Origin of the sequence: Aeromonas sp. s10, assembly GCF_040907975.1 — a bacterium.
In the GTDB taxonomy this organism is placed as follows: Bacteria; Pseudomonadota; Gammaproteobacteria; order Enterobacterales; family Aeromonadaceae; genus Aeromonas; species Aeromonas caviae.
In genome coordinates this window covers 43510-69239 of the sequence record NZ_JBFOCV010000025.1, presented here as the reverse complement: position 1 = coordinate 69239, position 25730 = coordinate 43510, and the positions used below count along the sequence as shown (strand labels likewise).

Genomic DNA, 25730 nt, shown 5'->3' with positions numbered 1-25730 from the left:
ATGTCATCTGCAAGTGATTGGAGCGGGAAACGAGACTCGAACTCGCGACCCCGACCTTGGCAAGGTCGTGCTCTACCAACTGAGCTATTCCCGCATCGGAATATCACTTACATATTTTGGAGCCAGCAACGAGATTCGCGCTCGCTACCCCGACCTTGGCAAGCACTCAACATGCTCTACCAGCGCGGTGACTCCGGCACTGCATATTGGAGCGGGAAACGAGACTCGAACTCGCGACCCCGACCTTGGCAAGGTCGTGCTCTACCAACTGAGCTATTCCCGCAACATGGATTGTCTTGAGGCTGTGCTGATGATTGGAGCGGGAAACGAGACTCGAACTCGCGACCCCGACCTTGGCAAGGTCGTGCTCTACCAACTGAGCTATTCCCGCATCGGAACGTCATCAGCAAACATTTTGGAGCGGGAAACGAGACTCGAACTCGCGACCCCGACCTTGGCAAGGTCGTGCTCTACCAACTGAGCTATTCCCGCAAAACCTGAAAACAGACCGTACAGCATTTGGTTGCTTGCGCTACTGTACGGGAGCCGAATTATAAGAGCAGACATTCCAATTGCAAGGGCTTTTTTGTCTGGTTGCAGCCGTTCGCTCAAAAGCTGGCCGAACTGCTGATTTTAGCAACCGAACAACGGCAAACCCTTGCCAGCCACTCAGATTTTGAAGACGTGGGCGCGGTAGAACTGCAGTTCGGCAATGGATTCGCGGATGTCGTCCAGTGCCTGGTGGGAGCCGCTCTTCTTGAACTGATCCAGCAGTTCAGGCTGCCAGCGACGGACCAGCTCCTTGATCGTGCTGACGTCCACGTTGCGGTAATGGAAGAAGGCTTCCAGATCGCTCATGTGCTTGACCATGAAGCGGCGATCCTGGCCGATGCTGTTGCCGCACAGGGGGCTGGTGCGCTCCGGCACCCACTGACGAATGAAGGCGAGGGTCTCGGCAACGGCCTTGGCCTCGTCGTATTCACTCGCCTTGACCCGGGCCACCAGCCCGCTCTTGGTGTGGGTGTTGACGTTCCAGTCATCCATCTTGCCCAGCTCTTCCTCGCTCTGGTGGATGGCGATGACCGGCCCTTCGGCCAGCACGTTCAGGTCCTTGTCGGTGACGATGGTGGCGATCTCCAGTACCACGTTCTCTTCGGGGTCCAGACCCGTCATCTCCATGTCGATCCATACCAGGTTCTGCGCGCTGACTGTCATGATTGCTCTCTCTATTGGGAGGAATGGCGGAATTTTGCCAATTTGCATGTATCATACTGGCTTTGAATCTGTTCATAAACTGGCAAACCCCGTGGCAAAGAAAGCAAAACTCAATCTGGGTCAACAAAGGCGCGTCCAGGCCAACCGCGAGCGGCGGCTGCAAAAAGAGCACACCACAGTGGTAGATGACACCCTGTTCGGCCCCGCCATCGAAGGGGTGGTGATCAGCCGTTTCGGCCAGCACGCAGATGTCGAGGCGAGCGATGGTGCCATCCACCGCAGCAACCTGCGGCGCAGCAGCATCAGCAGCCTGGTGTGCGGCGACAAGGTGGTGTGGCGCCCCGGCCTCAATGCCGCGACTGCCGGCGTCATCGAGGCGGTGCATCCGCGCCACTCGGTGCTGACCCGGCCGGACTTCTACGACGGGGTCAAACCCATCGCCGCCAACATCGACCAGATCATCATCGTCTCGGCGGTGATGCCCGAGTTCTCCACCAACATCGTCGACCGCTACCTGGTGGCGGCAGAAGATGTGGAGATAGCGCCCCTCATCGTGCTGAACAAGGTCGACATGCTCGATGACGCGGCCCGCGCCCGTATCGAGCACCAGCTCGAGACCTACCGCAAGCTCGGTTACGAGGTGCTGATGGTGAGCTGCGAGAGCGGTGAGGGCATCGACACCCTCAAGGCGGCGCTCACCGACAAGATCAGCATCTTCGTGGGCCAGTCCGGGGTGGGCAAGTCGTCCCTCACCAACGCCCTGATGCCGGGGCTGGACGTGCTCACCGGCGAGATCTCCGAGAACTCGGGGCTCGGCCAGCACACCACCACCACGGCGCGGCTCTACCACTTCCCGAGCGGCGGCGATCTCATCGACTCCCCCGGGATCCGCGAGTTCGCCCTCTGGCACTTGGAAGCCGACCGCATCACCTGGTGCTTCGTCGAGTTTCGCGACTACCTGGGTGGCTGCAAGTTCCGCGACTGCACCCACAAGGATGATCCCGGCTGCGCCCTGCGCGCCGCGGTCGAAGCGGGCGCCATCAGCGCCGATCGCTTCCACAACTACCACCGCATCCTGGAAACCATGCAGGAAGCCCGCCACGGTCGCCAACAGGCGCGGCTGTGACCCGTTCAACTCATTCCCAGATGAAGATCATGAGCATCACTGACAACCTGAAAATTGCCGGTCAATACTGCCTGCCCAAACACGCCCTCTCCCGCCTAGTGGGCAAACTTGCCGCCGCCGAAGCGGGCAACCTCACCACCAGGGTGATCGAGGCCTTTATCAAGCAGTACCAGGTCGACATGAGCGAGGCGCTGCACGAGAGCCCTGCCCACTACAAGAGCTTCAACGAATTCTTCACCCGCGAGCTCAAGCCCGGCATCCGCCCCGTGGTGGAAGACGCCATGACCCTGGCCCTGCCGGTGGATGGCACCGTCAGCCAGCTCGGGCCCATCAGCCAAGGTCGCATCATCCAGGCCAAGGGCCACGACTACAGCGCCCGCGAGCTGCTGGGGGGCTATGAGGATCTGGTAGCCCCGTTCAAGGATGGCGACTTCGCTACCATCTATCTGGCACCCAAGGATTACCACCGCATCCACATGCCGCTGGACGGCGTGCTGGAGAGCATGGTGTTCGTGCCTGGGGATCTCTTCTCCGTCAACCCCCTCACCGCCGAGAACGTGCCCAACCTGTTTGCCCGCAACGAGCGGGTGGTGGCCACCTTCAGAACCCCCCACGGCCCCATGGCCCTGGTGCTGGTCGGTGCCACTATCGTGGCCAGCATCGAAACCATCTGGGCCGGCAACATAGCGCCGACCAAAGAGAAGAAGGTGGTGCGCTGGGACTACACCGGCGATGAAGCCATCACCCTGCAAAAGGGGGCCGAGATGGGCCTGTTCAAGCTGGGCAGTACCGTGGTCTGCCTGTTTGGCCCGGGCATGCTGGCCAGTTTCGAGCCGCACCTGGCCAACGGGGTCACCACCCGCATGGGTCAGCCCTTTGCCACCCTGGCGGCGCAAGCATGAGCGATCAACCCGCTTCCCAGAAGAACAACCCGCTGCACGGGCTGACCCTGGAGGCCATCGTCACCGCCCTGGTCGCGCACTATGGCTGGGAAGCGCTGGGGCAGCAGATCAATATCCGCTGCTTCACCGATAATCCCAGCATCAAGTCCAGCCTGAAGTTCTTGCGCAAGACCCCCTGGGCCAGAGAGAAGGTCGAAAGCCTCTATCTGTACGTCCAGCGCAAGCAGGCCAAAGAGAAGGAGTGACGCCATGGCGTTCAAGATTACCTACACCTACAAGAAGCAGGCCAGGGAGATTGGCTACGCCAACGACAAGTTCAACAGCATCTATGATGCCGTTGCCGCCGCCGAGGGGATCGATCTGACCCGCTTCCACGCCATGGAAGAGCAGCTGGCCCAGGTGTGCCGCCGCGACAAGAAGAGCGTGAAGGATTACCGGGAGAACTACTTCAAGGAGCTGGGCTTCTCCAACATCGTCATTGAACGGGACGCCAAGGAGTAAGCATGCGCACCCTGACCCTGATGGCCGCCTCCCTGCTGCTGGCCGCCTGCAACACGGCACCGAGGGAGCCCCTGGTCGGCGCGGATCGCGACGAACATGGCTGCATCGGCAGCGCGGGTTATCAATGGTCGGCGCTGGCAGGCAAGTGCGTGCGGCTGTTCGAGCAGGGCATTCGCCTCAACCCGACCGATGCCGGTCAGACCGTCAGCGCTTTCGTGCTGTTCAATGCCGATCAGAGTCAGGCCGAGCTGACCCTGCCAGAGGGCGAGCCGATCCGGCTGATCCGCCTGGGCGAAGAGGGCAACTGGTCCTGGCAGGGCGGTGGCTATCAGCTCTTCCCCTGGAAGGGCTATGTGCTCAAAGCCGGCGACCATGTGCTCTATCACGGCGATCTGACCCCCTGATCCTCTGGCGTCATCCCTCCCCTCACGCCCTGATCGGCGCTGAGCAGGCATAAAAAAACCCCGTTGCACGCAACGGGGTTTTTCATGATACCCGGCAGGATCAGTTGCCGAGGGTGGAGAACAGGCTCTGTTCCAGGCTGCCGCGGGAGACGCACACCGGGGTGATGGAGGGAGCCAGTACCCGCTCGCCGGAGGACTCGACGAAGTAGAGCTGGGTATTGCCCTTGACGTTCACGGTCGCCACGCTGTTGTTGCCGCTCTGGGTGATGATCAGGTTGATCTGCAGGTTGGGGTTGCCCAGTGCCACCTTGGACCCCATGGTGCCACAATCCAGCCACTCCAGACCATCGGCCGAGTTTTCCACGTTGGCGGTCATCAGACCGGCACCACGCTGGCTGTTCTCGATGTTCAGGCCGTGATCGCCGAACCACTTCTCGGCACGGGCCCACACCAGATCCACCGGGATCGCCATCTCCTGGGTGTTGTTGGTTGCCTTGGCAACCGGCGGGGTATAGCGATACTGCTCGCCGCCGTTGTTGTCGCTCGCACAACCCACCATCAACAGGGCCAGGGCGCCCCCCATTATCTTCTTCATGCTGCTTCTCTCATCCATAAGGCCATAGGCCAACCGGCGGCTATTATGGCGATCGCGACACAGGCTGTCAGCAGGGATCCGCACAAATGGCGTACTCTTAACCCAGGCTTTACAAAACCCACCTGTTATCATAGATTTGCTCGAAGTCTCCCCCGTGAGTGCTCTCGTGACTTCTTCGCTCTCCCTGGCGCTGCTGCAGCAGATCATCGACCAGTTACCCATGAATATCTTCTGCCGGGACAAGCACGGACGGTACCTGTTTGCCAACAAGGCATTCGCCAGGGAAGCCGGCCTGCAAGACCCGAGCGAACTCATTGGCAAGAGCGATGCCGAGATGCCCTGGGGGGATGTATTCCGGGAGGAAGATGACCGCCTGCTGGCCGACGGCAAACCCCTGCTGCACCAGCAGCTCCATTGCCACAGCGGCGAAGGCGCCAGCTGGATGGAGATCAACAAGGTTCCACTGTATGACGAGCACGGCGACCCCATCGCCCTGTTTGCCATGGTCAGCGCCATCGATCAGCGCAAGGAGCTGGAGCAAACCTTCCGCCAGCAGCAGTTGCTGCAACGCCGCCTGCTGGATGCCATTCCCGACCTCATCCGTCTCGAGGATCACCAGGGCGTGCTCATCGACTGCAACCAGGCCTTTCTCGACTTCATGGGGCTGGTGGCAAGCGAGGCTCTGGGTCGGCGCGTCCCGCCCCGGCTGCCCGTCGAACAAACCCTGGGTCAGGGGGAGTATTGCGTGGTGGATGCCCAGGGCAGAGGCCGCCATCTGGAGGTCACCCGGGTCGAGGTGCCGGATGACGAGGGCAACTCCCTCGGCATCCTTACCCTGAGCCGCGACATCACCGGGCTGCGCACCACCCAGGCCCAGTTGCAGCAGGAGCAGCACTACGACAGCCTGACCGGCCTGCTCAAGCTCTCCCACTTCCTCCAGACCAGCCGTCATCTGGGCGCCCGCAAGGCCAGCCTGCTGCTGGTGGATCTGCAACATTTTCGCGAGATCAACGATCGCTTCGGTATCCGGGTCGCCGACCGCCTGCTGAGCCAGGTGGCCCGTCGCCTGCAACGACTGGCGCCGCCCCAGTCCCTGCTCTGTCGGGTCGCGGCGGATGACTTCGCCCTGCTGCTGCCCGAGCTCCCCCTCTCTCTGGATGCGTGGAGCCGCAACCTGCAGCAGGAGCTGATGACGCCCTATCAGGTGGAAGAACACAGGATCCAGATCCCGGTGTTCCTCGGCATCGCCCATGGCAAGGCCAAGGATGCCGAGCGTCTGCTAAGCCACGCCGAGGCTGCTCTGGCCCAGGGCAAGCGCCAGCAGCAGCACTGTACCCTGTTCGACCCCGCACTCGATGCCAAGCTCAAGCGCCGCCAGCTCATCGCCGCCCAGTTGCCACTCGCCATCAAGTCCGCCGAGCTGACCGCCGTCTACCAGCCCATCATCTGTACCCACAGCAATCGGCTGCACGGGGCAGAGCTGCTCTGCCGCTGGCCCCATCCCGAATTCGGCATGATCTCCCCCGACGAGTTCATCCCGCTGGCGGAGGAGCTGGGGCTCATCGGCCAGCTCGGCCAGCTGATGCTGGAGCTCGGCTGTGCCCAGCTTGCCCGCTGGCAGGTGGCGGCCCCGGATCTGGTGCTCTCCATCAACCTCTCGCCCCTGCAGTTCCGCGATCCCGAGCTCTGCCCGCAGATCTTCGACTGCATCGCGCGCCACGGGCTCGCCCCCTGGCAACTGGAGCTGGAGATCACCGAAGGGGTGCTGATGGAGAATGCCGACGAGATAGAGAGCAACCTGGCCAGCCTCATCGAGGCGGGCTTCCAGCTCGCCATCGACGACTTCGGCACCGGCTACTGCTCCCTCGCCTATCTTCCCAGGCTGCAGGTGGCGACCCTCAAGCTCGACAAAAGCTTCACCCAGGGGCTGGCCACCAACCAGGCCACCACCGCCATCGTGCGTTCCGTCATCGGGTTGGGCCATGAGCTTGGCATCAAGATCACCGCCGAAGGGGTGGAGACGCCGGAGCAGCAGGCCTGGCTGGTGCAGGTCGGTTGCGATCGGCTACAAGGCTATCTGTTCAGCCGCCCCCTCCCACCGGCCGAGTTTGCCCGCAGCTACCAGCTGCCGGAGCAGTAAACCAGCAACAACAAGGCCACCCGAGGGTGGCCTTGTTGTTTTTGCAAAGCGTGCATGATCTGGCGCACTTACTCCTGGAAGTAGGTGCCCCAGCCGTCGTAGTCCACCCCGTATTTCTCGAGGATGGGCAGCATCTTCTCGATGTCGGCGACGATGGTGTCGATGTCCAGCTTGCACTCCACCATGGCGTCGAAACAGAAGATGGTGGCGCCGTCGTCCAGCTCCATCTCCTCGGCGTCGGTCACTTCGAAACCGGCCTTGAACAGATCGACCGCCGCCTTCTCCAGCAGATCGAACTTCTGGCAGGCAAAGTGGTGCTCAATCTCGTAATCCAGATCCGGGTTGCTGCCATCGGCCAGCAGCTCGTTGACGATGGCGGCGGTCTCTTCGCGCCACTCTTGCATATTGGTATTCATATAAACCCCAGGCGGTGTTGGATGGATGTCACCCCTGCCAGCCGCGTCGGCCCGGACCATGGCCAGGGGATGAGTGCGGCAAAGCATACCCGCAGAGCGCGGCAGGCTCAATCGATGGGCCAAGATAACTGGCACCTCTCCCGGCTTGGCGCCAGCGGGCAGCCCTCGGCACGTCAGGCAGCTCGCCCCCCTTCATGATGTTCTGCTGGCCGTCGGCCCACCCTGCCCCGCAGGCGCCCCTCTTTTCATGGTTAAAACGGGGAAACCGGTCCAATCACGGGAAGATTGCTCGGATATCGAGCGAACGGTACATCAATCTGCGGCCTGTGGTTGACACCCCAGTCCAGAAAGGGTTTAATGCGCGCCGTTGCCCAGATAGCTCAGTCGGTAGAGCAGGGGATTGAAAATCCCCGTGTCGGCGGTTCGATTCCGTCTCTGGGCACCAACTATTCCTCCTTAGTTCAGTCGGTAGAACGGCGGACTGTTAATCCGTATGTCACTGGTTCAAGTCCAGTAGGAGGAGCCAAATTCGAAAGGCCCGCTCAGATGAGCGGGCCTTTTTGCATCTGTCATTTACTCACATGCGTGGCTAGTAGTGGTTTTCGTCCCCATGCCATACGTGTCCAGCCGAGCAGGCACGGGCGACTTCGTGACAGGGGTCGTCCGCATGGCGGCGGAAGAAGTGCTGATCCTGTTGCAGCAGGAGCGAACTCATCGAGTGGCTCATGCCAGCCAGTGCCTCGCCAGCGGTCAATCCTGCAACCCGGTGATCTGTGGCCAAATGAGCCAGGACTTTTTCACGACTGTTCATGATCGCCTCCCTCTGTGGATCCGGTCGTAAATTGACCATAGCAGCCGTGCTCTGCATACCGCAAACCCGCGCCAGCAAAGGGCTACAGGCAGGTCCCGACCTTCTGCTCCGGCATGAAAAAACCCGCTCATGACAAGCGGGTCTGTTTCACTCAGCTAACCGCCGTTGCAGGCCGCCAGCAACAGAGTGGCACCACAGGTGGCGCTGAACACCAGCAAACCCGCCTGCAACACCCCCTCCGGATCCCTCTGTGTGCGTCTCTTGCGAACACGTATCCATCTCGGCTTCATCGAGCCAACTCCATCCAGTTTCCTGCACCCGGGGTGCTGACCTATTCCCTGCCCGTCCCGGCAGGCGGCTCATCTTTGTCCAGTTGCAGCCCGCCGTCAACAACGGCGAAACCACACCTTGTACGGCACCGACCTCAGGCTCCATCTCTGTTAACAATCTCGAAAACCGGCGTGACCCGCCCCTGCGCCAGGGCTATGATGAGGCCGACGATTTTCCTACCCTCAGGGAGACCCCAGATGAGCAGCCCCTTGCACTATGTGCTGGATGGCATCCATTGCGAGCCACACTTTTTTACCGTGCCCCTCGACCACCAGCATCCCGATGAGGAGGCGACCCTCACCCTGTTTGGCCGCACCCTCTGCCGCAAGGACAAGCTGGATGATGACCTGCCCTGGCTGCTCTATTTGCAGGGGGGCCCGGGCTTTGGCGCTCCTCGCCCGACCGCCGATGGCGGCTGGATCAAGCGGGCCCTGCAGGAGTTTCGGGTGCTGCTGCTCGATCAGCGCGGCACCGGCCACTCCACCCCCATCAGTGCTGACGCCCTGGCGGGGATGACCCCAGGTGAGCAGGCGGACTACCTCGGCCATTTTCGCGCCGACAGCATAGTGCGCGACGCCGAATGCATTCGCGAGGTGCTGAGCCCGGGGCGCCCCTGGAGCCTGCTCGGCCAGAGTTTCGGCGGCTTTTGCAGCCTCACCTACCTCTCGTTGTTCCCGCGGAGCCTGCACGAGGTCTACCTCACCGGCGGCGTGGCACCCATCGGGCGCAGCGCGGATGAGGTCTACCGCGCCACCTACCAGCGGGTGGCGGACAAGAACCGCGCCTTCTTCACCCGCTTCCCCCATGCCCAGGCCCTGGCCAACCGGCTGGCCAACCACCTGCACCACCACGACGTACGCCTGCCCAACGGCCAGCGCCTGACGGTGGAGCAGTTGCAGCAGCAGGGGCTGGATCTGGGGGCCAGCGGCGCCTTCGAGGCACTTTACTACCTGCTGGAAGACGCCTTCATCGGCGAACGCCTCAACCCCGCCTTCCTCTATCAGGTGCAGGCCATGCAGCCGTTCAACACCAACCCGGTGTTCGCCATCCTGCACGAGCTCATCTATTGCGAAGGGAGTGCCAGCAACTGGGCGGCCGAGCGGGTGAGAAGGGAGTTCCCTGCCCTGGCCTGGGCGCCAGGCAAAGATTTCGCCTTTACCGGCGAGATGATCTTCCCCTGGATGTTCGAGCAGTTCCGCGAGCTCATTCCCCTGAAGGAGGCAGCCCACCTGCTTGCCCAGAAAGCGGACTGGGGTCCCCTCTACGACCCGGCGCAGCTGGCCCGCAACACTGTGCCGGTGGCCTGCGCCGTCTATGCCGAGGACATGTACGTGGAGTTTGACTACAGCCGCGACACCCTGAAGGGGCTTGACAACAGCCGCGCCTGGATCACCAACGAGTTCGAACACAACGGCCTGCGGGTCGATGGCGAGCGGATCCTGGATCGGCTCATCCGCATGAACCGGGATCGCTGATCCCGCCGGGCGCACGCCCGCAGCAAGACAACAAGTTCGAGGGCGGCCCATGAGCCGCCCCGCCCATGGAAGCAACACAAAACAACAAGGACACCCATTGGATCATCCGGAAATCTCGGCCGGCTGGCTGAGTCGCCTCTTCTATCGCTGGACCGGCCCGCTGCTGCGCAAGGGGCTGACCCAGCACCAGGTCAGTCTCGACGATCTCTATCCCCTGCTGCCGGAAGACAGGCGCGACGGCCGCGCCGACGCCTTCCTCGCGCTCACCGCCCGCCAGCCAGTGCGCCCCTGGCCCTTGACCGCCTTTATCTGGCGCCATTACAAGGGACGGATTGGCCTGCTCACCCTGCTGCAACTGCTCGGCATGCTCGCCACCCTGACCAGCCCCTGGCTGCTCAACCACAGCATGACCCAGCTCGGCACCGATGCCACCACCGGCCACAAGCTGCTGCTGGCCCTGGCCCTGTTCGCCTCCGTGCTCGCCGCCGGCATGCTGGCGGAGCACTCCCTGCAACTGGCCCTCAAGATGCACGTGCCCATCCGCCGTCTGCTGGCCGAATCCCTGCTCGCCAAGGTGATGAAGCAGGGTGGCAAGAGCTTCGACGACAGGGCCGGCGGCCGGGTTCAGAACCTCATCAACCGGGACGTGTGGGACATCACTTGGATCCTGGCTGACCCCGCCATGCCGGTCACCATGGCGCTGCAACTCATCGGCACCATCGCCCTGCTGGTGTGGCAGGTGGGCAGTGCCGGTCTGGTGGGCTTCGCGGTGCTGGCCCTGCTGCTGCTCATCTCCACCCGGGTGGTACGGCGCATGAACCAGCAGGAGCAGCAGCTCAAGCGTCAACAGGACGAGCGCAACGGCATCCTGGCGGAATACATCAAGAAGCTGCGGCTGGTGCGCCAGAACGGGCTTGGCCCCTTCTTCACCCGGGCGGCCAACACCAAGCGCCAGCAGGAGTTGGGAGTGCTGGGCAGGGTGCTCAGGCTCGATGCTATCAACGAAGGGCTGATGCTGAGCACTCCCCTGCTGGTGACCCTGGCCACCTTCACCACCTACCTGGCGTCGGGCAACACCCTCACCCTGCCCCAGGTGTTCACCACCATCGCCCTGTTTACCGTGCTGCGCATTCCCATGATGCGACTGCCCTACCTCATCCGCACCCTGATCAACTTCAACACCGGCTTCAACCGGCTGTGCGAGTTCCTGAACAGCCCGGAGCAGCATCGGGATCTCACCGATCCCAGCTTGCCGGTGGGCAGCCTGCGGCTCGACAACGTCACCGCCCTGCACCAGCAAAAACCGGTGCTCGAGGGAGCCAACCTCGCCATCGCACCGGGGGAGCTCGTGGGGATCACCGGGGCCACCGGGGCGGGCAAGAGCTGCCTGCTGCATCTGGTTGCCGGCTTTGACAGCGAGTTTGCCGGCAGCATCCGTCGCCACGGCCGGGTTGCCCATCTGGGCCATAAACCCTGGCTGATGAACGACACCATCCGCAACAACATCCTGTTCGGCCAGCCCTGGCACGCCGAGCGCTATCGTTGGGTGCTCGGCGCCTGCGCCCTCACGGCCGATCTCGCGCTGCTCAGCCACGGGGATCAAACTCTGGTGGGGGAGCTCGGCACCCGCCTCTCCGGCGGCCAGCAGCAGCGGGTCGCCCTGGCTCGCGCCCTCTACGCCCGGGCCGATATCCTGCTGCTGGACAACCCCTTGTCTGCGCTCGACCCCATGGTCGCGGCCCAGGTACTGGAGCAGGGGCTCGCCTTCAAGCCGGGGCCAACTCGGCTCCTGGTAAGCCACGACCCGGATGTGCTGGCCAGGTGCGATCGGGTGATCCGCATCGAGCAGGGGCGCCTGGTGGAGCTCGATGCCCACCAGTTGGCGGATCTTGTCCAGCATCCCCAGCCCGCCCCGCCGGTGCCCCCTCAGGAGGCGGAGCAGTTCAGCGAGGAGAAAGTGGTGGAGGGCAAGGTGGACTGGGGGCTGTTTGGCTTCATGTGGCAGCGCCTCGCCGCCCCCGGTGCCATCCTGCTCGTCCTGCTGCTCACCCTGGGCCAGGAAGGGCTGCGCATCGCCTCGGATCTCTGGCTCGGCGGCAAGGCCGAGGTGAGCGACGTCAAGACCCTGCTCGGCATCTATGTGCTGCTGGGGGCGGGCTCCCTCGCCTGCATCATGGCGGTGCGGGTCATCAACTACAAACTCGGCCTCAAGCTGGCCTGGACCCTGTTTGACGGCATGCTGGGGCGCATCAGCCGCGCCCCCATGGCCTTCTTCGACAAGGTGCCCCAGGGGCGCATCCTCAACCGCTTCGACCGGGATCTGGGGGAGGCGCAAGAGATGCTGCTCTCCATGCTGGTGGGACTGTTCGGCATGCTGGTGTCCGTGGCCTTGCAGGTGGTGGTGATCGGCATCAATATTCCCCTGCTGCTGCTCATCGCCCCCCTGGTGGGATGGGCGCTCTATGTGTTGCAGCGCCGCTACCGGGCGGTGCAACTCAAGCTGCGGCGCCAGTCCTCGGTGCTGCGCTCCCCGCTCTACATCAGCATCAGCGAGACCATCCGCGGCGCCCCCGCACTGCGTCTGGCCGGGGCCGAACGCTTCGCACTGGATCAGGTGCTGCATCACTATGACAACAACTTGCGCAGCTGGTACACCACCACCTCCATCAACCGCTGGCTCGGCATGCACCAGACCCTGCTCTCCGCCGCCCTGGTGGGGGCCGTGGCGCTGATGGTGGCCTTTGGCAACAGCCCGCTGCTGGGGGCCGTGGCCATCACCTACGCCTTCACCGCCTCGGCCATGCTCAACTCCCTGATCCGTACCTTCGCGGAAGTGGAGCAGGTGATGAACGCGGTGGAGAGGGTACGGGAATACAGCGAGATAGAGAGCGAACGCCAGGATGGAGAGGCCCTCGCCACCCCTCACCCCGCAGTGCGCTTCGACAACCTGGGGCTGCGCTACCCCCAAACCAGCCAGTGGGCGCTGCACAAGGTGAACTTCGAGCTGGCCCCAAGTGAAAAGGTGGGTGTGTGCGGGCGTACCGGGGCAGGCAAAAGCTCCCTGCTGGGGGTATTGCAGGCCATGTATCCCGCCTCCCAGGGGGAGATCTTCTACGGCAATCAGCCACTGTCACGACTTGCACCGGAGGCGGTGCGTGATCTCTACGACACCGTCTCCCAGATCCCGCTCACCTTCTTCGGTACCCTGCGGGCCAATCTGGCGCCCCTGACCGAGCATGAGGACGCCGTGCTTGAGCAGGCGCTTGCCCGGGTGGGCCTCGCCGAGCGCTGCGCAGGGCGGCTGGATGAGGATCTCGACAGGCTGCAACTCTCCGCCGGCGAGACCCAGCTGCTGGTGATCGCCCGCATCCTGCTGTCGCGCCGACCGCTCATCGTGCTGGACGAGGCCACCTCGGACCTCGATCACGGCGGCATGCGCAAGATGGCCGAGCTGCTCTACCGCTACCGGCCGGAGGCCAGCTATCTGGTGATCGCCCACCACCTGGAGCCGCTCTTGTCGGTGGACAAGGTGGTGGTGATGGAGGCCGGCACCGTGGTGGAGCAGGGGTCGCCGGTGAGCCTGCTGGCCAACTCCCACTCCCGCTTCCACCAGCTGTTTGCCGGCCAGGTCAACCGTCAGGTGCCCCAGACGGCATGAGCACCAACAATAACAAGGGCTGCCCCCAGGCAGCCCTTGTTGCTTGAGGAGGGCCTCAACGCTCCATGATCTGGGTGATGTCGTCCTTGTTGATGTGCACTTCCCTCCCCTCTTCATCGTAATAGCGATACATGCCTGTGGTCTCGTCCAACCTGGGTTTGCTGTCGGTGGCAATCATCTTGCCATCCTTGGTGCTCATGATGTATTGGGAGCTGCACCCCGCCAATCCCAACAGACAAACCAGCATCATCACAGCTTTCATCACTCTCCCCTTCTTCACGCTCACCCTGGCGGTGATAGATGAAGCCTAGCTCAGGGTGAGTTTCAGACTGCAGCAACCACAAAATTAGAGCAAAAAGTCAACCCCACCAGACAAAATCCATACGACACCCCCGCACAGATACCAGAAACAAAGTCATTACGCCCTGCATGTTGAATTATCCACACACAGTCACATACCCGGTCATTTATTGTGCCTTCTGTTCAAAGAAAGGAATAATCCGAGATTGGTCATAGGAATTGTCTGATATATGTTGCAAAAAAATACACTTTTGATAAATTTCCGCGCGGAAAACAAATCTCATAGTCATTGCCAATACAATCAACTATTTGACGCTTTGACCATCGGGATACGACGCACACTGTCGTCCAACCTGAAAAAAATAACAAAAAATACACATTCCATGCCGATTTGCCCTTCGGATGCGGTAGCCATGTCTTTTTATCCCTGACCAGCATGGACGTTGTGACACGCATAATGAGTGAAGGCACAATGATTGCCGTACACAGGGCAGCACACTGACCCCAAGTTCCAATCATGCCACCCCTGCCCCTGCGGGTGGTTTGCTCCTCATGCTGACAGCGCTGGGCATACCCGGACCTTCCATTACCTGGGTACCTTGCATATAAAAACGTCACACAAGCATGTTCTAATATACGGGGCTTGTTATTTTTCACGGATATATAAAGAAAGTCTAATTTACTCGATGACCGAGTAAACACCCTATTTATTACCCACCATCTTCAGCAATCTGAACAAACACATTGCAAGGCTTTACCTAAAATGAAATTTATAACAGCGCCATGGATATTAGCTGCGATTAGTTTAAATGTATTCGCTGCGCCGCAAATCAGCCCGCAGATGATGGAACAATTCAAGCGCCTGCCCGCTGATCAGCAACAGGCTCTGGCCAAGCAATACGGTATTTCTGTCGACCAGTTCCAGAATACCAGCGCCATGACCCCTGTCATCCCGTCAACACCGGTAGCGGCGCCACGGGAGGTCGACTATAGCCAGGTATCCCAGCGCCCGTTGATCGCAGGGGTAGCCCAGCCAGGGGAGCTTCAACCATTCGGTTACAATGTGTTCGCCGGTGAACCCATTCTGGATGCCCCCGTGACCGACATGCCTGTTGCTGATGATTATGTCATTGGCCCGGGGGATGAAATCCATGTGCAGCTGTATGGCAAGGAAAACGCGGTCTATGACCTGAGCGTCGGTCGCGAAGGCTTCATCGACTTCCCCAGTCTCGGTCCTATCTCTGCCAGTGGACTGACCTTCCAGCAATTCAGAAGCGACCTTGAAACCCGGATCAAGGAGCAGATGATAGGCGTCAATTCCTTCATCAGCTTTGGTTCCATGCGTGCCATGCAGGTATTTGTGATGGGGGATGCCTATCGCCCCGGTGCCTACAATGTCAGCGGCATGGCGACCGTCACCCAGGTCTTGCAGGCGGCTGGCGGCATCGACACCGTCGGCTCCCTGCGCAAGATCCAGGTCAAGCGGGCCGGACAGAAAGTCATCGATGTGGATCTGTACAAGATGCTGGTCTGGGGGGATACCAGCCAGGATATTCGCTTGCAGGCGGGGGATACCGTCTTCGTCCCGGCCAAAGGCAGTGAAGTGTCCATCAGCGGACTGGTCAAGCGCCCCGCCATCTACGAATTGAGAAATTCGGCGCCCCTGGCGGACGTGCTCGCCCTGGCCGGTGGCGTAAAGGCGTCCGCCTTGCAGGAAGTCTCGGTAGAACGTCATACAGACACCGGTCTGAAGGTCTTCAACCTGACGCTGGCCAATGGCCATGATCGTCAGTTCAGCATCCGGGACGGTGACAAGATTTCGGTCAAACCGAGCAGCACCGAGTACAGCCAGGCCATCGTCGTCAAAGGGGCCGTGGTACGTGATGGCGTCTACAGCTATACCCCGGGCACCCGCATCAGCAACCTGCTCAAGAGCGTTCAGCGGGATCTCCTATCAGCGACCGACCTGAGCTATGCCCTGGTCGTCAGGGAAGTGGATTCCCAACGCAATATCAGCGTGATCCAGTTCAACCTGGGCAAGGCGCTGCAACAGCCGGGCAGCAAAGACGACGTGGTACTCCAGGCCAGGGACCAGGTACTGGTGTTCCGCAACGATGCCACTGACCGGCTCAGAGAGACCGCCGCAACCTCGACAAGAGTGAAAGATCTCAAGACCAAGACGAGAGAGCTGGACAACGCAGCCATGATGCGGACCGACGTCTCCACAGGCGCCGATGTCAAGACCGACGAGCTCAGCAATGACTCTCAGATCAAGCTCTCCTCCCTGTCCGACAAGACCGCCACGGACGCAGTGGTCGCCGATTCACGGCAAGCCCTTCTGGCGCCTGTCATCGAGCGCCTGAAGGCACAGTCTACCCTGGGTCAGCCGGTGAAGATCATGGAAGTGCGTGGCGAAGTGAAATACCCGGGCCTCTACCCGCTGACCGACAACAGCCGCATGTCCGATGCCATCCTGGCCGCCGGCGGATTCAACGAGCAGGCCAACGTGGTCGAACTCTCCCGCGTCAATGAGCGGGGCGACAGCATCCTGGTACAGAACGAGCGATTCTCGCTGGATACCGCCAACAGCCCTTACGGTTCACCGCTGCTGCAATCCAAGGACAACATCAACGTCCTGCCCCATCCCCAATGGCGGGAAGAGGCGACCGTCCAGGTCTTCGGTGAAGTGAAATTCCCGGGCACTTACACCGTGCGCCGGGGAGAAAGTCTGCACGATCTGATCGAGCGAGTGGGTGGCATCACGACCTACGCCAACCCCAACGGGGCCATCTTCGCCCGCAAGGCCCTGCGCAAGCAGGAGGAAGAGCGGCTGGTGATGCTGCGCGATGAACTTCGCCAGGAGATCTCGACCATGACCTTGCGCAGACAGAGCACCATTGCCAACTACAGCAGCTCCCCTGCCGAAGCCATGTCGGTGGTCAACCAGCTGGAAAACAGCAAGGCCATCGGACGCATGACCATCGACATGCCAGCCCTGCTGGCCGGAGAGAAGCAGTCAGACGTCCTGCTTGAGGATGGCGACAAACTCTATATCCCGACCATGCAGAACGTGGTCTCCATCGCGGGCATGGTGCAGTTCCCCTCTTCCCATATCTACAAAGAGGAGACCAGCATCAACGAGTACATCAGCCTGGCCGGTGGTACCAAGAAGCAAGCCGATACCGATCGCGTCTATGTCATCAAGGCCAACGGCAGCGTGATGCTGCCCAGTGACAGCTGGTTTGGCGGACGCAAGAGCCTGGAGCCGGGGGACACCATCATAGTGCCGGTGGATTCCGACTATCTGGACAACCTGAGCATCATGTCTTCGGCGACCCAGATCATGTATCAGTTGGGCGTCGCCTGGTCCGCCATCAAGTAACGCGCTGGACGCGTCCAGTCATATTCCATAGGACTCATCACATCATCATGGAAGCACAAAAAGCGAACGTCATTCCCTTGCCGAGGGATCTTGCTCCGGCAAGCGATGAAATCGACCTGCGAGAGCTGGCTATTGCCCTGTGGCAAGGCAAGTGGTGGCTCCTTGCCACCACATTGATCGCGACCTGTCTCGCCGTTGCCTTCGCACTGTGGAGTCCCAACATCTATCGTGCCGAAGCGCTCCTGACCCCCTCCCTTGAACAACAGGGGGGAGGACTCTCCGCGCTGGCCTCCCGCTTCGGCGGGCTGGCCAGTCTGGCCGGGGTCGATCTGGGCAACAAAGGAGGAGACAAGGCTTCCATCGCCATCGAGGTGGGCAAGTCGCGGCTGTTTCTCGGGGAGTTCATTCGCCGCCATCAACTGGCCGTCCCCCTGATCGCCGCCACCGGCATGGATAAAACCACGGGGGAGCTGCTCATCGACCCCAAAGTCTATGACACCCAAGCCCAACAGTGGGTCCGCGAGATGCCGCCCGGCAGGTCTCCCGAGCCCACTGACTGGGAGCTCATCAAGGCGTTCAGGAGCCTGGTCAATCTCAATAGCGACCCCAAGACAGGGCTGCTGACCGTCAGCGTCGACTTCTACTCCCCGCAACTGGCAAAACAGTGGGTGGACTGGTTGATCGACGATCTCAACAGCACCATGAAACAGCGGGATCAGGAGGAGTCAAAACGTAATATCGCCTATTTGACCGAACAACTCTCCAAGACTTCCGTTGCCGATATGCAGAAAGTCTTTTATCAATTGATAGAAGAGCAGACCAAAACCTTGATGCTCGCCGAAGTCAATCAGGAATATGTCTTTAAAGTGCTTGACCCTGCCGTTATCGCCGAAGAGAAAATAAAGCCGAAACGGGCACTCATCGTCGTATTGGGTGCCCTCTTGGGCGGCATGTTGGGGGTAATGATAATTTTGGTTCGATTTGCATTCCGTCATGATAAAAAATAATGGACGCAAATTGATCAAAAACGATGGCTTGCCATCACAATAGAGTAGAACGATCGTCGACTATTCTGATTTTATAAGGGAAATATATGAAGAAGAGTGTTTTGATTATGACTGCACTGCTGGCCCTGTCCAGCCCGACCATGGCTGCTGAAGAAACCGCTGCTGGCGCAGGCTCCAGCACTGGTGGCGCCGCTGCTGGTGCCGGTGCTGCTGGCAGTGCTGCTGTCGGTGGCATCACCGCTGGTGCCATCGCCGTTGGCGTAGCCGCTGCTGCTGCCATCGGTGTTGCCGTTGCCGTTGCCAGCAACAACAACGATGACAACTCCTCGACTGTCACCAGCACAGCTCGTTGATATAATGAAATAAAGACTGCCTCAGGGCAGTCTTTATTATTTCTCTATTTATTCAGTGATGCTTTCATGCTAATCAAGCGCATTCTTTTATTGCTATCAATGTTGTTGTTTGGCTGTGCAGACAGCAACGTTGATAGCTATCAACAGCTCAAATATATCTTCACTGCGGATAATGAGATAACCATTACCCCGGAAGCCATCGAGAAGCTGCCCTATGCCAGTGCATTGCTCACCATTGACGACAGACCCACTGTATTTCTCGTGCTTGCCTTTGCCGACGGAGATCGCCTCTCCTGGGTCAGCAGCGACAGAGGCTTGATAGTGACCGAACATGGTCGAATTACCAAGACGCTCAAGCTGGATAATGATCTTCGCTATTTCGCCGCCACCATGGCTGATCCCTTGAGTCAGGCCGTCATTCCGGGCGATGCCCAATTCAGTTATCTGGCCGAATGGGCGCAACTTCGCCACAGCGGAAGAAACCTCCACACCACCTTCAAACAGCTGGCTGATGAAAATCTGGATATCAATGGCGCCGTGCTGACGACCTCCCTCTACGAAGAGACGGTCCAGTCGGGGAAGGATGACCTGACGTGGCAAAATTATTACTGGCTGGACAAAAAGACGGGCCTGGTCAGAAAAACCATTCAGCACATCGGCCCTGACAACAGCACCATCGAGATGGTCTTCACCAAGCCCTATGCACCATGAAAAAAATCATACTCTCGCTTCTGATTGGCTATGCCCCATGGCTTCATGCCGACAGCATCACCCGGGTGATGGTCGGCCATGCCAGCAAGACCACCATTTCCCTCTCCGATAGCCAGCGTCTGGAACAACTGTTGAATGCGCCCGGCTTGCCCGGCGACGTCTACTGGCCTGCCGCCATCATCTCCTCCCCCGCCCAAGATGAGTCTGCACAGCAAGCCAAAGAACAGCTGCTCAGCGATCTGAAAGCCCTCCAGGTTTTCTGGATGAGAGCGCATCAGGGCGGTCTGGTTCAGGCCACCCAGCAACTGCTGCGCGAGCTGGATCAGCTCGATGTGGCCGGCCGGATTGACATCAAGCTGGATCCGGATCTCAGCAGAGTGGAGCCTGCAAACAACCCTCGTCTGTCTGGCGACTATTCTCTCTATCTCTCTCGCAGGCCATCCAGCCTCTACCTGCTGGGATTGATCAACAGTCGCAGGTCCATGCCCCATGAACCCGCCAAGGGGCTGGCTGAATATTGGCAGGGCCACAGTCTGCTACCCGGCGCCAACCCTGGCGAGGTCTATCTCATCCAGCCGGATGGCCGCGTCCAGTTGTCCCCCGTCGCGGTGTGGAACGAATACCATATCGAGCCCATGCCGGGTGCAACCCTGTTTGCCGGTTTCGATCCGGCGCTGTTGCCTGCCCAATTCAAGAACATCAATCTCCGTATTGCCGACATGATTGCTAATCGGATACCCGAGTAATGCTGACCAGAATCGCCACTCTCTCGCTGCTTGCCTCCCCCTTCGCGTTTGCCAACACGGACAGCTTCTTGCCTCTCCTCCCCACCCAGAGTGATTTTGGTGGCGTGGGCCTGCTCCAGATGCCGACGGCACGCATGGCTCCGGAAGGCGAGTTTTCATTCAACTACATGGATGACCAGGAATACCGGCGCTGGTCCATCTCCATGCAGCCATTCTCCTGGCTGGAAGCCACCCTGAGATACACCGACATTCGCACCCGGCTCTACAGCAATGACGAGAATTTCAGTGGCGACCAGACCTACAAGGACAAGGGGCTGGATGTCAAAGCCCGACTCTGGACCGAATCCACCTGGCGCCCACAGGTCTCTGTGGGCCTGCGCGATGTGATGGGGACCGGGCTCTTTGACAGCGAATACATCGTCGCCAGCAAACGCTACAAGAACCTTGATTTCACCCTGGGAATGGCGTGGGGAAACATGGGTCAGAGCGGCAACATCAAGAACCCCTTCTGTGAAGTCCGTGAAGGCTGGTGTCAGCGTGATGACGGCTTCTCGGGCAGCGGCGGCAAGTTTGAATTCGGCAGCCTGTTCCATGGCCCGGCGGCCCTCTATGGAGGGATAGAGTACCAGACCCCCTGGCAGCCCCTCAGGCTCAAGCTCGAATACGAGGGCAACGACTACAGTCACGAGTCGGCGGGGGCCATCGTTCAGAGCACTCCCATCAATGTGGGCATTGTCTACCAACCTTACGATGTGTTCGACATGCACCTCAGCTATCAGCGCGGCAATACCCTGATGTGGGGGCTGACATGGCATACCAACTTCAACGACCCCTCCCTGTCGCTGCCCAAGGTCATGGATCCCCCCGTTCCGGCCTATCAGGCCAGCCAGGTCGACTCCCTGGAGCAGGTCGACTGGTCGACGCTCTCTTCCCAGCTGGCCAGCAATGGGGGCTGGCAACAGACCTCACTCTACAGTGATAAGGAGACCCTGACGCTGGAGGCAGAGCAGACCCGATACAGGGATCAGGCCCAAAGCGAGCAGCGAGCCACCCTGCTGGCCGTCAATGCCCTGCCTTCCACGGTGAAAGAGCTGCGCATCATCGAGCAGAAGCAGGGGATGCCCCTGCAGGAGAGCCGAGTCGATCTCGACTCCGTGCGTCGTGCCAACAGCGATCTCCCCCTCGGCCAGACACAAGAGATCGAGGTCAGCCGCCAGCCACCGGCCCCCGTCGAAGGCACACTGCGCCATGGAGCCGAACTCCGCTCATGGGACTTCAAGATAGTGCCCAAGCTGAGCCAGTCCATCGGGGGAGCCGAGAGTTTCTACATGTACCAGCTCGGGTTGAATGCCAACACCGACTGGCACATGACCGAGCACGACTGGGTGAGCAGCACCGTCTTCGTCAACCTCGTCAACAACTATGACAAGTTCAATTACACCGAGCCGCCGCCCGATGGAGAGGCCCTGCCCCGGGTCCGTACCTGGGTGCGGGAGTACGTGACGTCATCGAATGTGCTGCTCAACAACCTGCAGCTCACCCACATGGACAAGTTTGCCGATGGCTGGTACGGCCAGGCCTATGGCGGTTATCTGGAGATGATGTATGCCGGTGTTGGCGGGGAGGCCCTGTATCGCCCCTTCAACCGCAACTGGGCCATCGGCGCCGATCTCAACCTGGTCAGGCAGCGGGACTGGGAGAACACCCTCCAGCTCGCCGATTACCAGATCGCCACCGGCCATGTCACCACCTACTGGCAACCGGCGTTTCTGGACAAGGTGACCGCCCAGATCTCGGTGGGTCGCTACCTCGCGGGGGACTATGGCGCCACGTTCAACTTCGCCAAGACCTTTGATTCTGGGATCAGCGCCGGTTTCTTTGCCACCTTCACCAATGTGTCGGCAGAAGAGTACGGCGAAGGGAGCTTCACCAAGGGCCTCTACATCACCATCCCGTTCGACCTGATGATGTTCAAGTCCACCATCGACAGCGCCAACATCAGCTGGGTCCCCCTGACCCGGGACGGCGGCCAGATGCTGTCGAGGAAGTACGGCCTCTACGACCAGACCAGCGTGGCCTCCTTCTGATCCCGGTTCACCATGCCTTGCAGACAAAAAAAGCACCTTCCATGAAGGTGCTTTTTTATTTCCGCTGCTCGGCATTGCCGTCTTAGTTGCCTGGCTTGCGCTCGCCGGTGACGGTGGGGTTGGCCGGATCCATGCTCCACTCGAACCATCCGCCGTCGTAGACGCTGATCCGCTTCCAGTCCATCAGCCAGGCGTAGAAGAACGCCTCGGAGGCGCGCCAGCCGGTCCCGCAGTAGAAGGCGGCCTGCTGGGTCGGCTCGATATTCCACTCGTCCCACATGGCGAGGATCTCGCGGGCGGGCTTCATGGTGCCGTCCGGGTTGTGGAAGTCGCTCATGCTGTTGGCATCCACCCCGCCATGACCCCATCTGGCCCCGGGAATGTCCCCCTTGGGTTTGATGTAGCTGTAGCCCGAGGTATTGCCCACGAACTCGTCCCAGGTGCGCACGCTGACCAGAGCGCCGTCCGGTTGCTTGAGCAGGGCCTTGGCCTGGTCAAGGGTGGTGTAGAACTCGGGACGGGCGGGGATGGCCACGCCAAACTCCCTGGCCGGTTTGAAGGTATTGGCCAGACCGGTCTCGGTGCGCAGATGCTGCACGAACCAGGCCTCCAGCCCGCCGTCCAGCAGCCGCACATCCTCGACCCCCGCATACATCATCAGATGGGCCGCACGGGCCGCCGCCATGGTGTTGCGGCCATAGAGGATGACGGTGGTGTCATGACGGATGCCGTTCTCCAGCAGCAGCGCCTTGAGCGCCTCGTCAGAGACCTTGTTCCACAGCGGCTCCCCTTCCAGCCGGTTGGTGTCGATGTAGCCGGCTCCCGGAATGTGGCTCAGCAGATAGGCCTTGGGGGATCCCCAGTCCACCTCGAACACCTTCCACTCCCCCTTGGGGGCGGCGATGACCGGCTTGCCTGCCTGCAAGTCTGCCAGCCAGAGCGGATGGACCAGCTGCTGCCAGCGTGCCAGATGCTCCCGGGGCGCCTCTTTCCATTCCTGCAGCTCGAACAGCTGCTTGATGCCCTGCTGGCGCAGCAGACGGGCCACCTCGGCCACCTCGCGAGGGGTGCCATAGAGGGCGACGGGTTTGTCGGCCTTCAGACCCTTGCTCGCAAGCGCCACAGGCCACTCCTCGTCACTGTATTTCCACTCTGCGGAGAGCAGCTCGGCACCGGCCACATGGCCCCCCTGCTTCTCCCCGTCCATGGGCCAGCCCTGATAGAAATAGCTCGGGCGGGTATCCAGGATCACCGCCTCCTTCCCCTTGGCATCCGCCAGGGAGAGCGGGGGCAGCTCAGCGGCCAGCGCGGGCCAGGCACACCAGAGCAGCAAGGCGGTCAGGCCGCTTCGCCACAGTCCAGTCATTCGTTTCATGATGTCGTCTCGATGCATAGTGAAAAGAGTTAAAAAATGGAGCGGCCCAGGCGCTCGGCCAGCAGCTCCAGTGCCGCCGTCCCGGCCAGGGAGTTGCCCGCCTTGTTGAGCTCGGGTGACCAGACGCAGATGGAAAGCTCTCCCGGGATCAGCGCCATGATGCCGCCCCCCACTCCGGATTTCCCCGGCATGCCGACCCGGTAGGCGAAGTCGCCCGCCTCGTCATAGAGGCCGCAGGTGGCGAGCAGGGCATTGACCTGCTTGGTGGTACGGGCCGGCAGCAGGGGCGTGCTCTCGCCAAGGGGGACGCCCCGGTTGGCCAGATAGACGAAGGCTCGTGCCAGATCGACGCAGCTCATGCGGATGGCGCAGGCATTGAAGTAGCTCTGCAATACCTTGTCCACCTCGTTCTCGAAGTTGCCATAGGCCTTCATCAGATAGGCGATGGCGGCATTGCGGGCGGAGTGCTGGTACTCGGAGCGCGCCACCACCTGATCCGCCATGATGGCCGGGTTGCCGCACAGGCGGCGCACCAGTTCCAGAGTGCGTTGGCGGGGAGCGGTGAGCCGGGTTTCCAGCAGATCGCTCACCACCAGGGCACCGGCGTTGATGAAGGGGTTGCGGGGAATGCCCTGCTCGAACTCCAGCTGGACGAGGGAGTTGAACGGCTGACCGGAGGGCTCCTTGCCCACCCGGGCCCAGATCTCCTCCTCCTGATAGAGGGTCAAGGCCAGCGTGAGGCTCAGGGCCTTGGAGATACTCTGGATGGAGAAGGGCTCGAAAGCGTCACCTGCGGTGAACAATTCTCCTTCAACGGTACAGACCGCGATCCCCAGCCGGTCGGCAGGCACCTGGGCCAGGGCGGGAATGTAATCGGCCACCTTCCCCTGCCCGAGCAGCGGACGCACCTCTTCCAGGATGCCGGCCAGTAATTCGGATGACAACACCATTGGCTATTCCATGACGTGAAACGAGGCGGGGCCAGCCCACCGACAAAAATCCCGCCGGCGGCGGGATTTTCTATCTGCCCGGGAGGCAGTCAGATATCAGGCCGGCTCGCCGTACCAGAGATCGAACAGCTCGGTGACCACCACGGCCTCCAGCCCTTTGCCTTGCAGCCAGGTCTGAACGGCGGAACGGTCTTCGTCGGTGCACTTGCCGAGCTGCTGGGTGCAGATCATCCCTTCCCAGGCCAGGTGACCCGAGCCGGCGAAGGCCAGCTTGCGAGGCTCAATCACCTCGTCGATCAGCGCATCGACCACGGCATCAATGGTCTCTTCGGCGGTGCCGACCGGGAAGTTGAAACTGATGTCGAACCCCATTTCCTGGAATTCATCGACGCGCAGTTTCTTGCGCAGACGGCGGCTACGGTTGGCCATGATAGCTCCTTAGTTGATACGTTGACTCAGTTGACTCGTTTGAAAATCAGATCCCAGACACCGTGGCCCAGACGATGGCCACGCTGCTCGAATTTGGTCAGGGGGCGCCAGTCGGGACGGGGCACCCAGTTGCCGGTGGCGGAGGTGTTCTCGTACCCCTCGGCGGCACTCATCACCTCCAGCATGTGCTCGGCGTAGTTCTCCCAGTCGGTGGCCATGTGGAAGACGCCACCGATGGCAAGCTTCTGGCGGATATCCTGGGCAAAGGCAGGCTGCACGATGCGACGCTTGTGGTGGCGGCTCTTGTGCCAGGGGTCCGGGAAGAAGAGCTGCAGGCAGGAGAGAGAACCGTTCGGGATCATGTGCTCCAGCACTTCCACCGCATCGTGGCAGATGACGCGCAGGTTGGTGACGCCCGCCTCCTGGGCGGTGCCAAGGCAGGCGCCCACACCCGGAGAGTGCACCTCGATGCCGATGAAGTTCTTCTCGGGGGCGTTCTTGGCCATCTCCACCAGGGAGGCGCCCATGCCGAACCCGATCTCCAGCACCACGGGTGCCTCGCGGCCAAACAGGGCCACCATGTCGAGCGGCTCTGGTGCGAAATCGATGCCCATGACCGGCCAGAGCTCTTCCAGGGCCTTCTCCTGCCCTTTGGTCAGGCGGCCTTCGCGACGGACGAAGCTGCGGATCTTGCGCATGAACTTGCCGTCTTCGTTAAACACATCTTGGGTCACAGACATAGTAAATTGCTCGTTATTGCATCGCTCTGGAACAGAGCCGACATAAATGGATCGCTCGTTATTGCATCAGTTCGCAA

Annotated in this window: 23 protein-coding genes and 6 tRNA genes; 16 read left to right on the top strand and 13 right to left on the bottom strand. The window is 60.9% G+C overall.

All coding sequences use genetic code 11. From position 1 onward, the window contains the following. Positions 1-18: 18 nt before the first annotated feature. The 5 genes from AB5Y59_RS05925 to orn all read right to left on the bottom strand — a co-directional run bounded on the left by AB5Y59_RS05925 (position 19) and on the right by orn (position 1215). Positions 19-94, bottom strand: a tRNA-Gly gene (locus AB5Y59_RS05925). A 113-nt stretch (positions 95-207) separates the two neighbouring features. Beyond that, positions 208-283: transfer RNA gene (locus tag AB5Y59_RS05920), tRNA-Gly, on the bottom strand. 32 nt (positions 284-315) lie between these two features. After that, positions 316-391 (bottom strand) — tRNA-Gly (locus AB5Y59_RS05915). Between the two features lie 25 nt (positions 392-416). Further along, a tRNA-Gly gene (locus AB5Y59_RS05910) sits at positions 417-492 on the bottom strand. Between the two features lie 177 nt (positions 493-669). After that, the gene (gene orn / locus AB5Y59_RS05905) at positions 670-1215 is read right to left on the bottom strand and encodes an oligoribonuclease (protein WP_042014296.1); all 546 of its coding nucleotides are present in this window, start codon (positions 1213-1215) and stop codon (positions 670-672) included. A gap of 91 nt (positions 1216-1306) precedes the next feature. On the opposite strand from orn, the gene rsgA reads away from it, so the two are divergent. Genes rsgA through AB5Y59_RS05880 form a run of 5 tightly spaced genes read left to right on the top strand, consistent with a single transcriptional unit; the run spans position 1307 to position 4148 of the window. Next, complete coding sequence (rsgA, locus tag AB5Y59_RS05900) at positions 1307-2341, top strand: small ribosomal subunit biogenesis GTPase RsgA (protein ID WP_368211649.1); 1035 nt, start codon at positions 1307-1309, stop codon at positions 2339-2341. Between the two features lie 29 nt (positions 2342-2370). Then, positions 2371-3243: an archaetidylserine decarboxylase gene (gene asd, locus AB5Y59_RS05895; RefSeq protein ID WP_221436610.1), complete on the top strand. Its 873-nt coding sequence runs from the start codon at positions 2371-2373 to the stop codon at positions 3241-3243. Then, complete coding sequence (locus AB5Y59_RS05890) at positions 3240-3488, top strand: VF530 family DNA-binding protein (RefSeq protein WP_041212447.1); 249 nt, start codon at positions 3240-3242, stop codon at positions 3486-3488. Before asd ends, AB5Y59_RS05890 begins: the two co-directional genes overlap by 4 nt. A gap of 4 nt (positions 3489-3492) precedes the next feature. Then, positions 3493-3744, top strand: a complete 252-nt coding sequence (locus tag AB5Y59_RS05885; RefSeq protein ID WP_010675489.1) for a DUF2960 domain-containing protein — start codon at positions 3493-3495, stop codon at positions 3742-3744. A 2-nt stretch (positions 3745-3746) separates the two neighbouring features. After that, positions 3747-4148: a hypothetical protein gene (locus tag AB5Y59_RS05880; protein ID WP_221436609.1), complete on the top strand. Its 402-nt coding sequence runs from the start codon at positions 3747-3749 to the stop codon at positions 4146-4148. 100 nt (positions 4149-4248) lie between these two features. On the opposite strand, the gene AB5Y59_RS05875 is transcribed toward AB5Y59_RS05880, so the two are convergent. After that, positions 4249-4743 (bottom strand): hypothetical protein, encoded by a 495-nt coding sequence (locus AB5Y59_RS05875; protein WP_029314787.1) that lies wholly within the window; start codon positions 4741-4743, stop codon positions 4249-4251. A gap of 166 nt (positions 4744-4909) precedes the next feature. On the opposite strand from AB5Y59_RS05875, the gene AB5Y59_RS05870 reads away from it, so the two are divergent. Continuing rightward, positions 4910-6883, top strand: a complete 1974-nt coding sequence (locus tag AB5Y59_RS05870; RefSeq protein ID WP_053288764.1) for an EAL domain-containing protein — start codon at positions 4910-4912, stop codon at positions 6881-6883. 68 nt (positions 6884-6951) lie between these two features. Here AB5Y59_RS05870 and rraB read toward each other — a convergent pair whose 3' ends face one another. Further along, positions 6952-7287 (bottom strand): ribonuclease E inhibitor RraB, encoded by a 336-nt coding sequence (gene rraB / locus AB5Y59_RS05865; RefSeq protein ID WP_010675493.1) that lies wholly within the window; start codon positions 7285-7287, stop codon positions 6952-6954. Between the two features lie 381 nt (positions 7288-7668). Here rraB and AB5Y59_RS05860 point away from each other — a divergent pair. Continuing rightward, a tRNA-Phe gene (locus AB5Y59_RS05860) sits at positions 7669-7744 on the top strand. Positions 7745-7749: 5 nt separating this feature from the next. Next, a tRNA-Asn gene (locus tag AB5Y59_RS05855) sits at positions 7750-7825 on the top strand. Between the two features lie 63 nt (positions 7826-7888). Here the strand turns inward: AB5Y59_RS05855 and AB5Y59_RS05850 are convergent. Then, a complete protein-coding gene (locus tag AB5Y59_RS05850; protein WP_257713785.1) occupies positions 7889-8014 on the bottom strand; it encodes a hypothetical protein in 126 nt (41 codons plus the stop codon). 623 nt (positions 8015-8637) lie between these two features. Between AB5Y59_RS05850 and AB5Y59_RS05845 the strand changes: the two genes are divergently transcribed. Next, complete coding sequence (locus tag AB5Y59_RS05845) at positions 8638-9915, top strand: alpha/beta hydrolase (RefSeq protein WP_336591577.1); 1278 nt, start codon at positions 8638-8640, stop codon at positions 9913-9915. A 97-nt stretch (positions 9916-10012) separates the two neighbouring features. Further along, complete coding sequence (locus tag AB5Y59_RS05840; RefSeq protein WP_368211647.1) at positions 10013-13573, top strand: ATP-binding cassette domain-containing protein; 3561 nt, start codon at positions 10013-10015, stop codon at positions 13571-13573. Between the two features lie 55 nt (positions 13574-13628). On the opposite strand, the gene AB5Y59_RS05835 is transcribed toward AB5Y59_RS05840, so the two are convergent. Continuing rightward, on the bottom strand, positions 13629-13835 hold the full coding sequence (locus AB5Y59_RS05835) for a YgdI/YgdR family lipoprotein (RefSeq protein WP_041215736.1): 207 nt from the start codon (positions 13833-13835) through the stop codon (positions 13629-13631). A gap of 879 nt (positions 13836-14714) precedes the next feature. Between AB5Y59_RS05835 and AB5Y59_RS05830 the strand changes: the two genes are divergently transcribed. The 6 genes from AB5Y59_RS05830 to AB5Y59_RS05805 all read left to right on the top strand — a co-directional run bounded on the left by AB5Y59_RS05830 (position 14715) and on the right by AB5Y59_RS05805 (position 22159). Next, entirely contained in the window at positions 14715-17255 is a 2541-nt protein-coding gene (locus AB5Y59_RS05830) for an SLBB domain-containing protein (RefSeq protein ID WP_261999409.1), read from the top strand. 47 nt (positions 17256-17302) lie between these two features. Then, positions 17303-18262 carry a Wzz/FepE/Etk N-terminal domain-containing protein gene (locus AB5Y59_RS05825; protein ID WP_261999410.1) on the top strand — a complete coding sequence of 320 codons (960 nt, stop codon included), beginning with the start codon at positions 17303-17305 and terminating at the stop codon, positions 18260-18262. A 107-nt stretch (positions 18263-18369) separates the two neighbouring features. Further along, positions 18370-18615 carry a hypothetical protein gene (locus tag AB5Y59_RS05820; RefSeq protein WP_319859048.1) on the top strand — a complete coding sequence of 82 codons (246 nt, stop codon included), beginning with the start codon at positions 18370-18372 and terminating at the stop codon, positions 18613-18615. A 66-nt stretch (positions 18616-18681) separates the two neighbouring features. Then, complete coding sequence (locus tag AB5Y59_RS05815) at positions 18682-19326, top strand: YjbF family lipoprotein (protein ID WP_319859047.1); 645 nt, start codon at positions 18682-18684, stop codon at positions 19324-19326. Further along, a complete protein-coding gene (locus AB5Y59_RS05810) occupies positions 19323-20072 on the top strand; it encodes a capsule biosynthesis GfcC family protein (RefSeq protein WP_041212433.1) in 750 nt (249 codons plus the stop codon). Before AB5Y59_RS05815 ends, AB5Y59_RS05810 begins: the two co-directional genes overlap by 4 nt. Next, complete coding sequence (locus AB5Y59_RS05805) at positions 20072-22159, top strand: YjbH domain-containing protein (RefSeq protein ID WP_319859046.1); 2088 nt, start codon at positions 20072-20074, stop codon at positions 22157-22159. The genes AB5Y59_RS05810 and AB5Y59_RS05805 overlap by 1 nt, the downstream gene beginning before the upstream one ends. An 82-nt stretch (positions 22160-22241) precedes the next feature. Here the strand turns inward: AB5Y59_RS05805 and AB5Y59_RS05800 are convergent, their stop codons facing one another. The 4 genes from AB5Y59_RS05800 to trmB all read right to left on the bottom strand — a co-directional run bounded on the left by AB5Y59_RS05800 (position 22242) and on the right by trmB (position 25653). Then, positions 22242-23534: a rhodanese-like domain-containing protein gene (locus tag AB5Y59_RS05800; protein ID WP_319895454.1), complete on the bottom strand. Its 1293-nt coding sequence runs from the start codon at positions 23532-23534 to the stop codon at positions 22242-22244. A gap of 29 nt (positions 23535-23563) precedes the next feature. Next, a complete protein-coding gene (gene glsB / locus AB5Y59_RS05795; protein ID WP_010675499.1) occupies positions 23564-24484 on the bottom strand; it encodes a glutaminase B in 921 nt (306 codons plus the stop codon). Between the two features lie 96 nt (positions 24485-24580). Further along, the gene (locus AB5Y59_RS05790) at positions 24581-24913 is read right to left on the bottom strand and encodes a YggL family protein (RefSeq protein ID WP_039040181.1); all 333 of its coding nucleotides are present in this window, start codon (positions 24911-24913) and stop codon (positions 24581-24583) included. A gap of 26 nt (positions 24914-24939) precedes the next feature. Further along, positions 24940-25653 (bottom strand): tRNA (guanosine(46)-N7)-methyltransferase TrmB, encoded by a 714-nt coding sequence (gene trmB / locus AB5Y59_RS05785; protein WP_010675501.1) that lies wholly within the window; start codon positions 25651-25653, stop codon positions 24940-24942. Positions 25654-25730 lie beyond the last annotated feature (77 nt).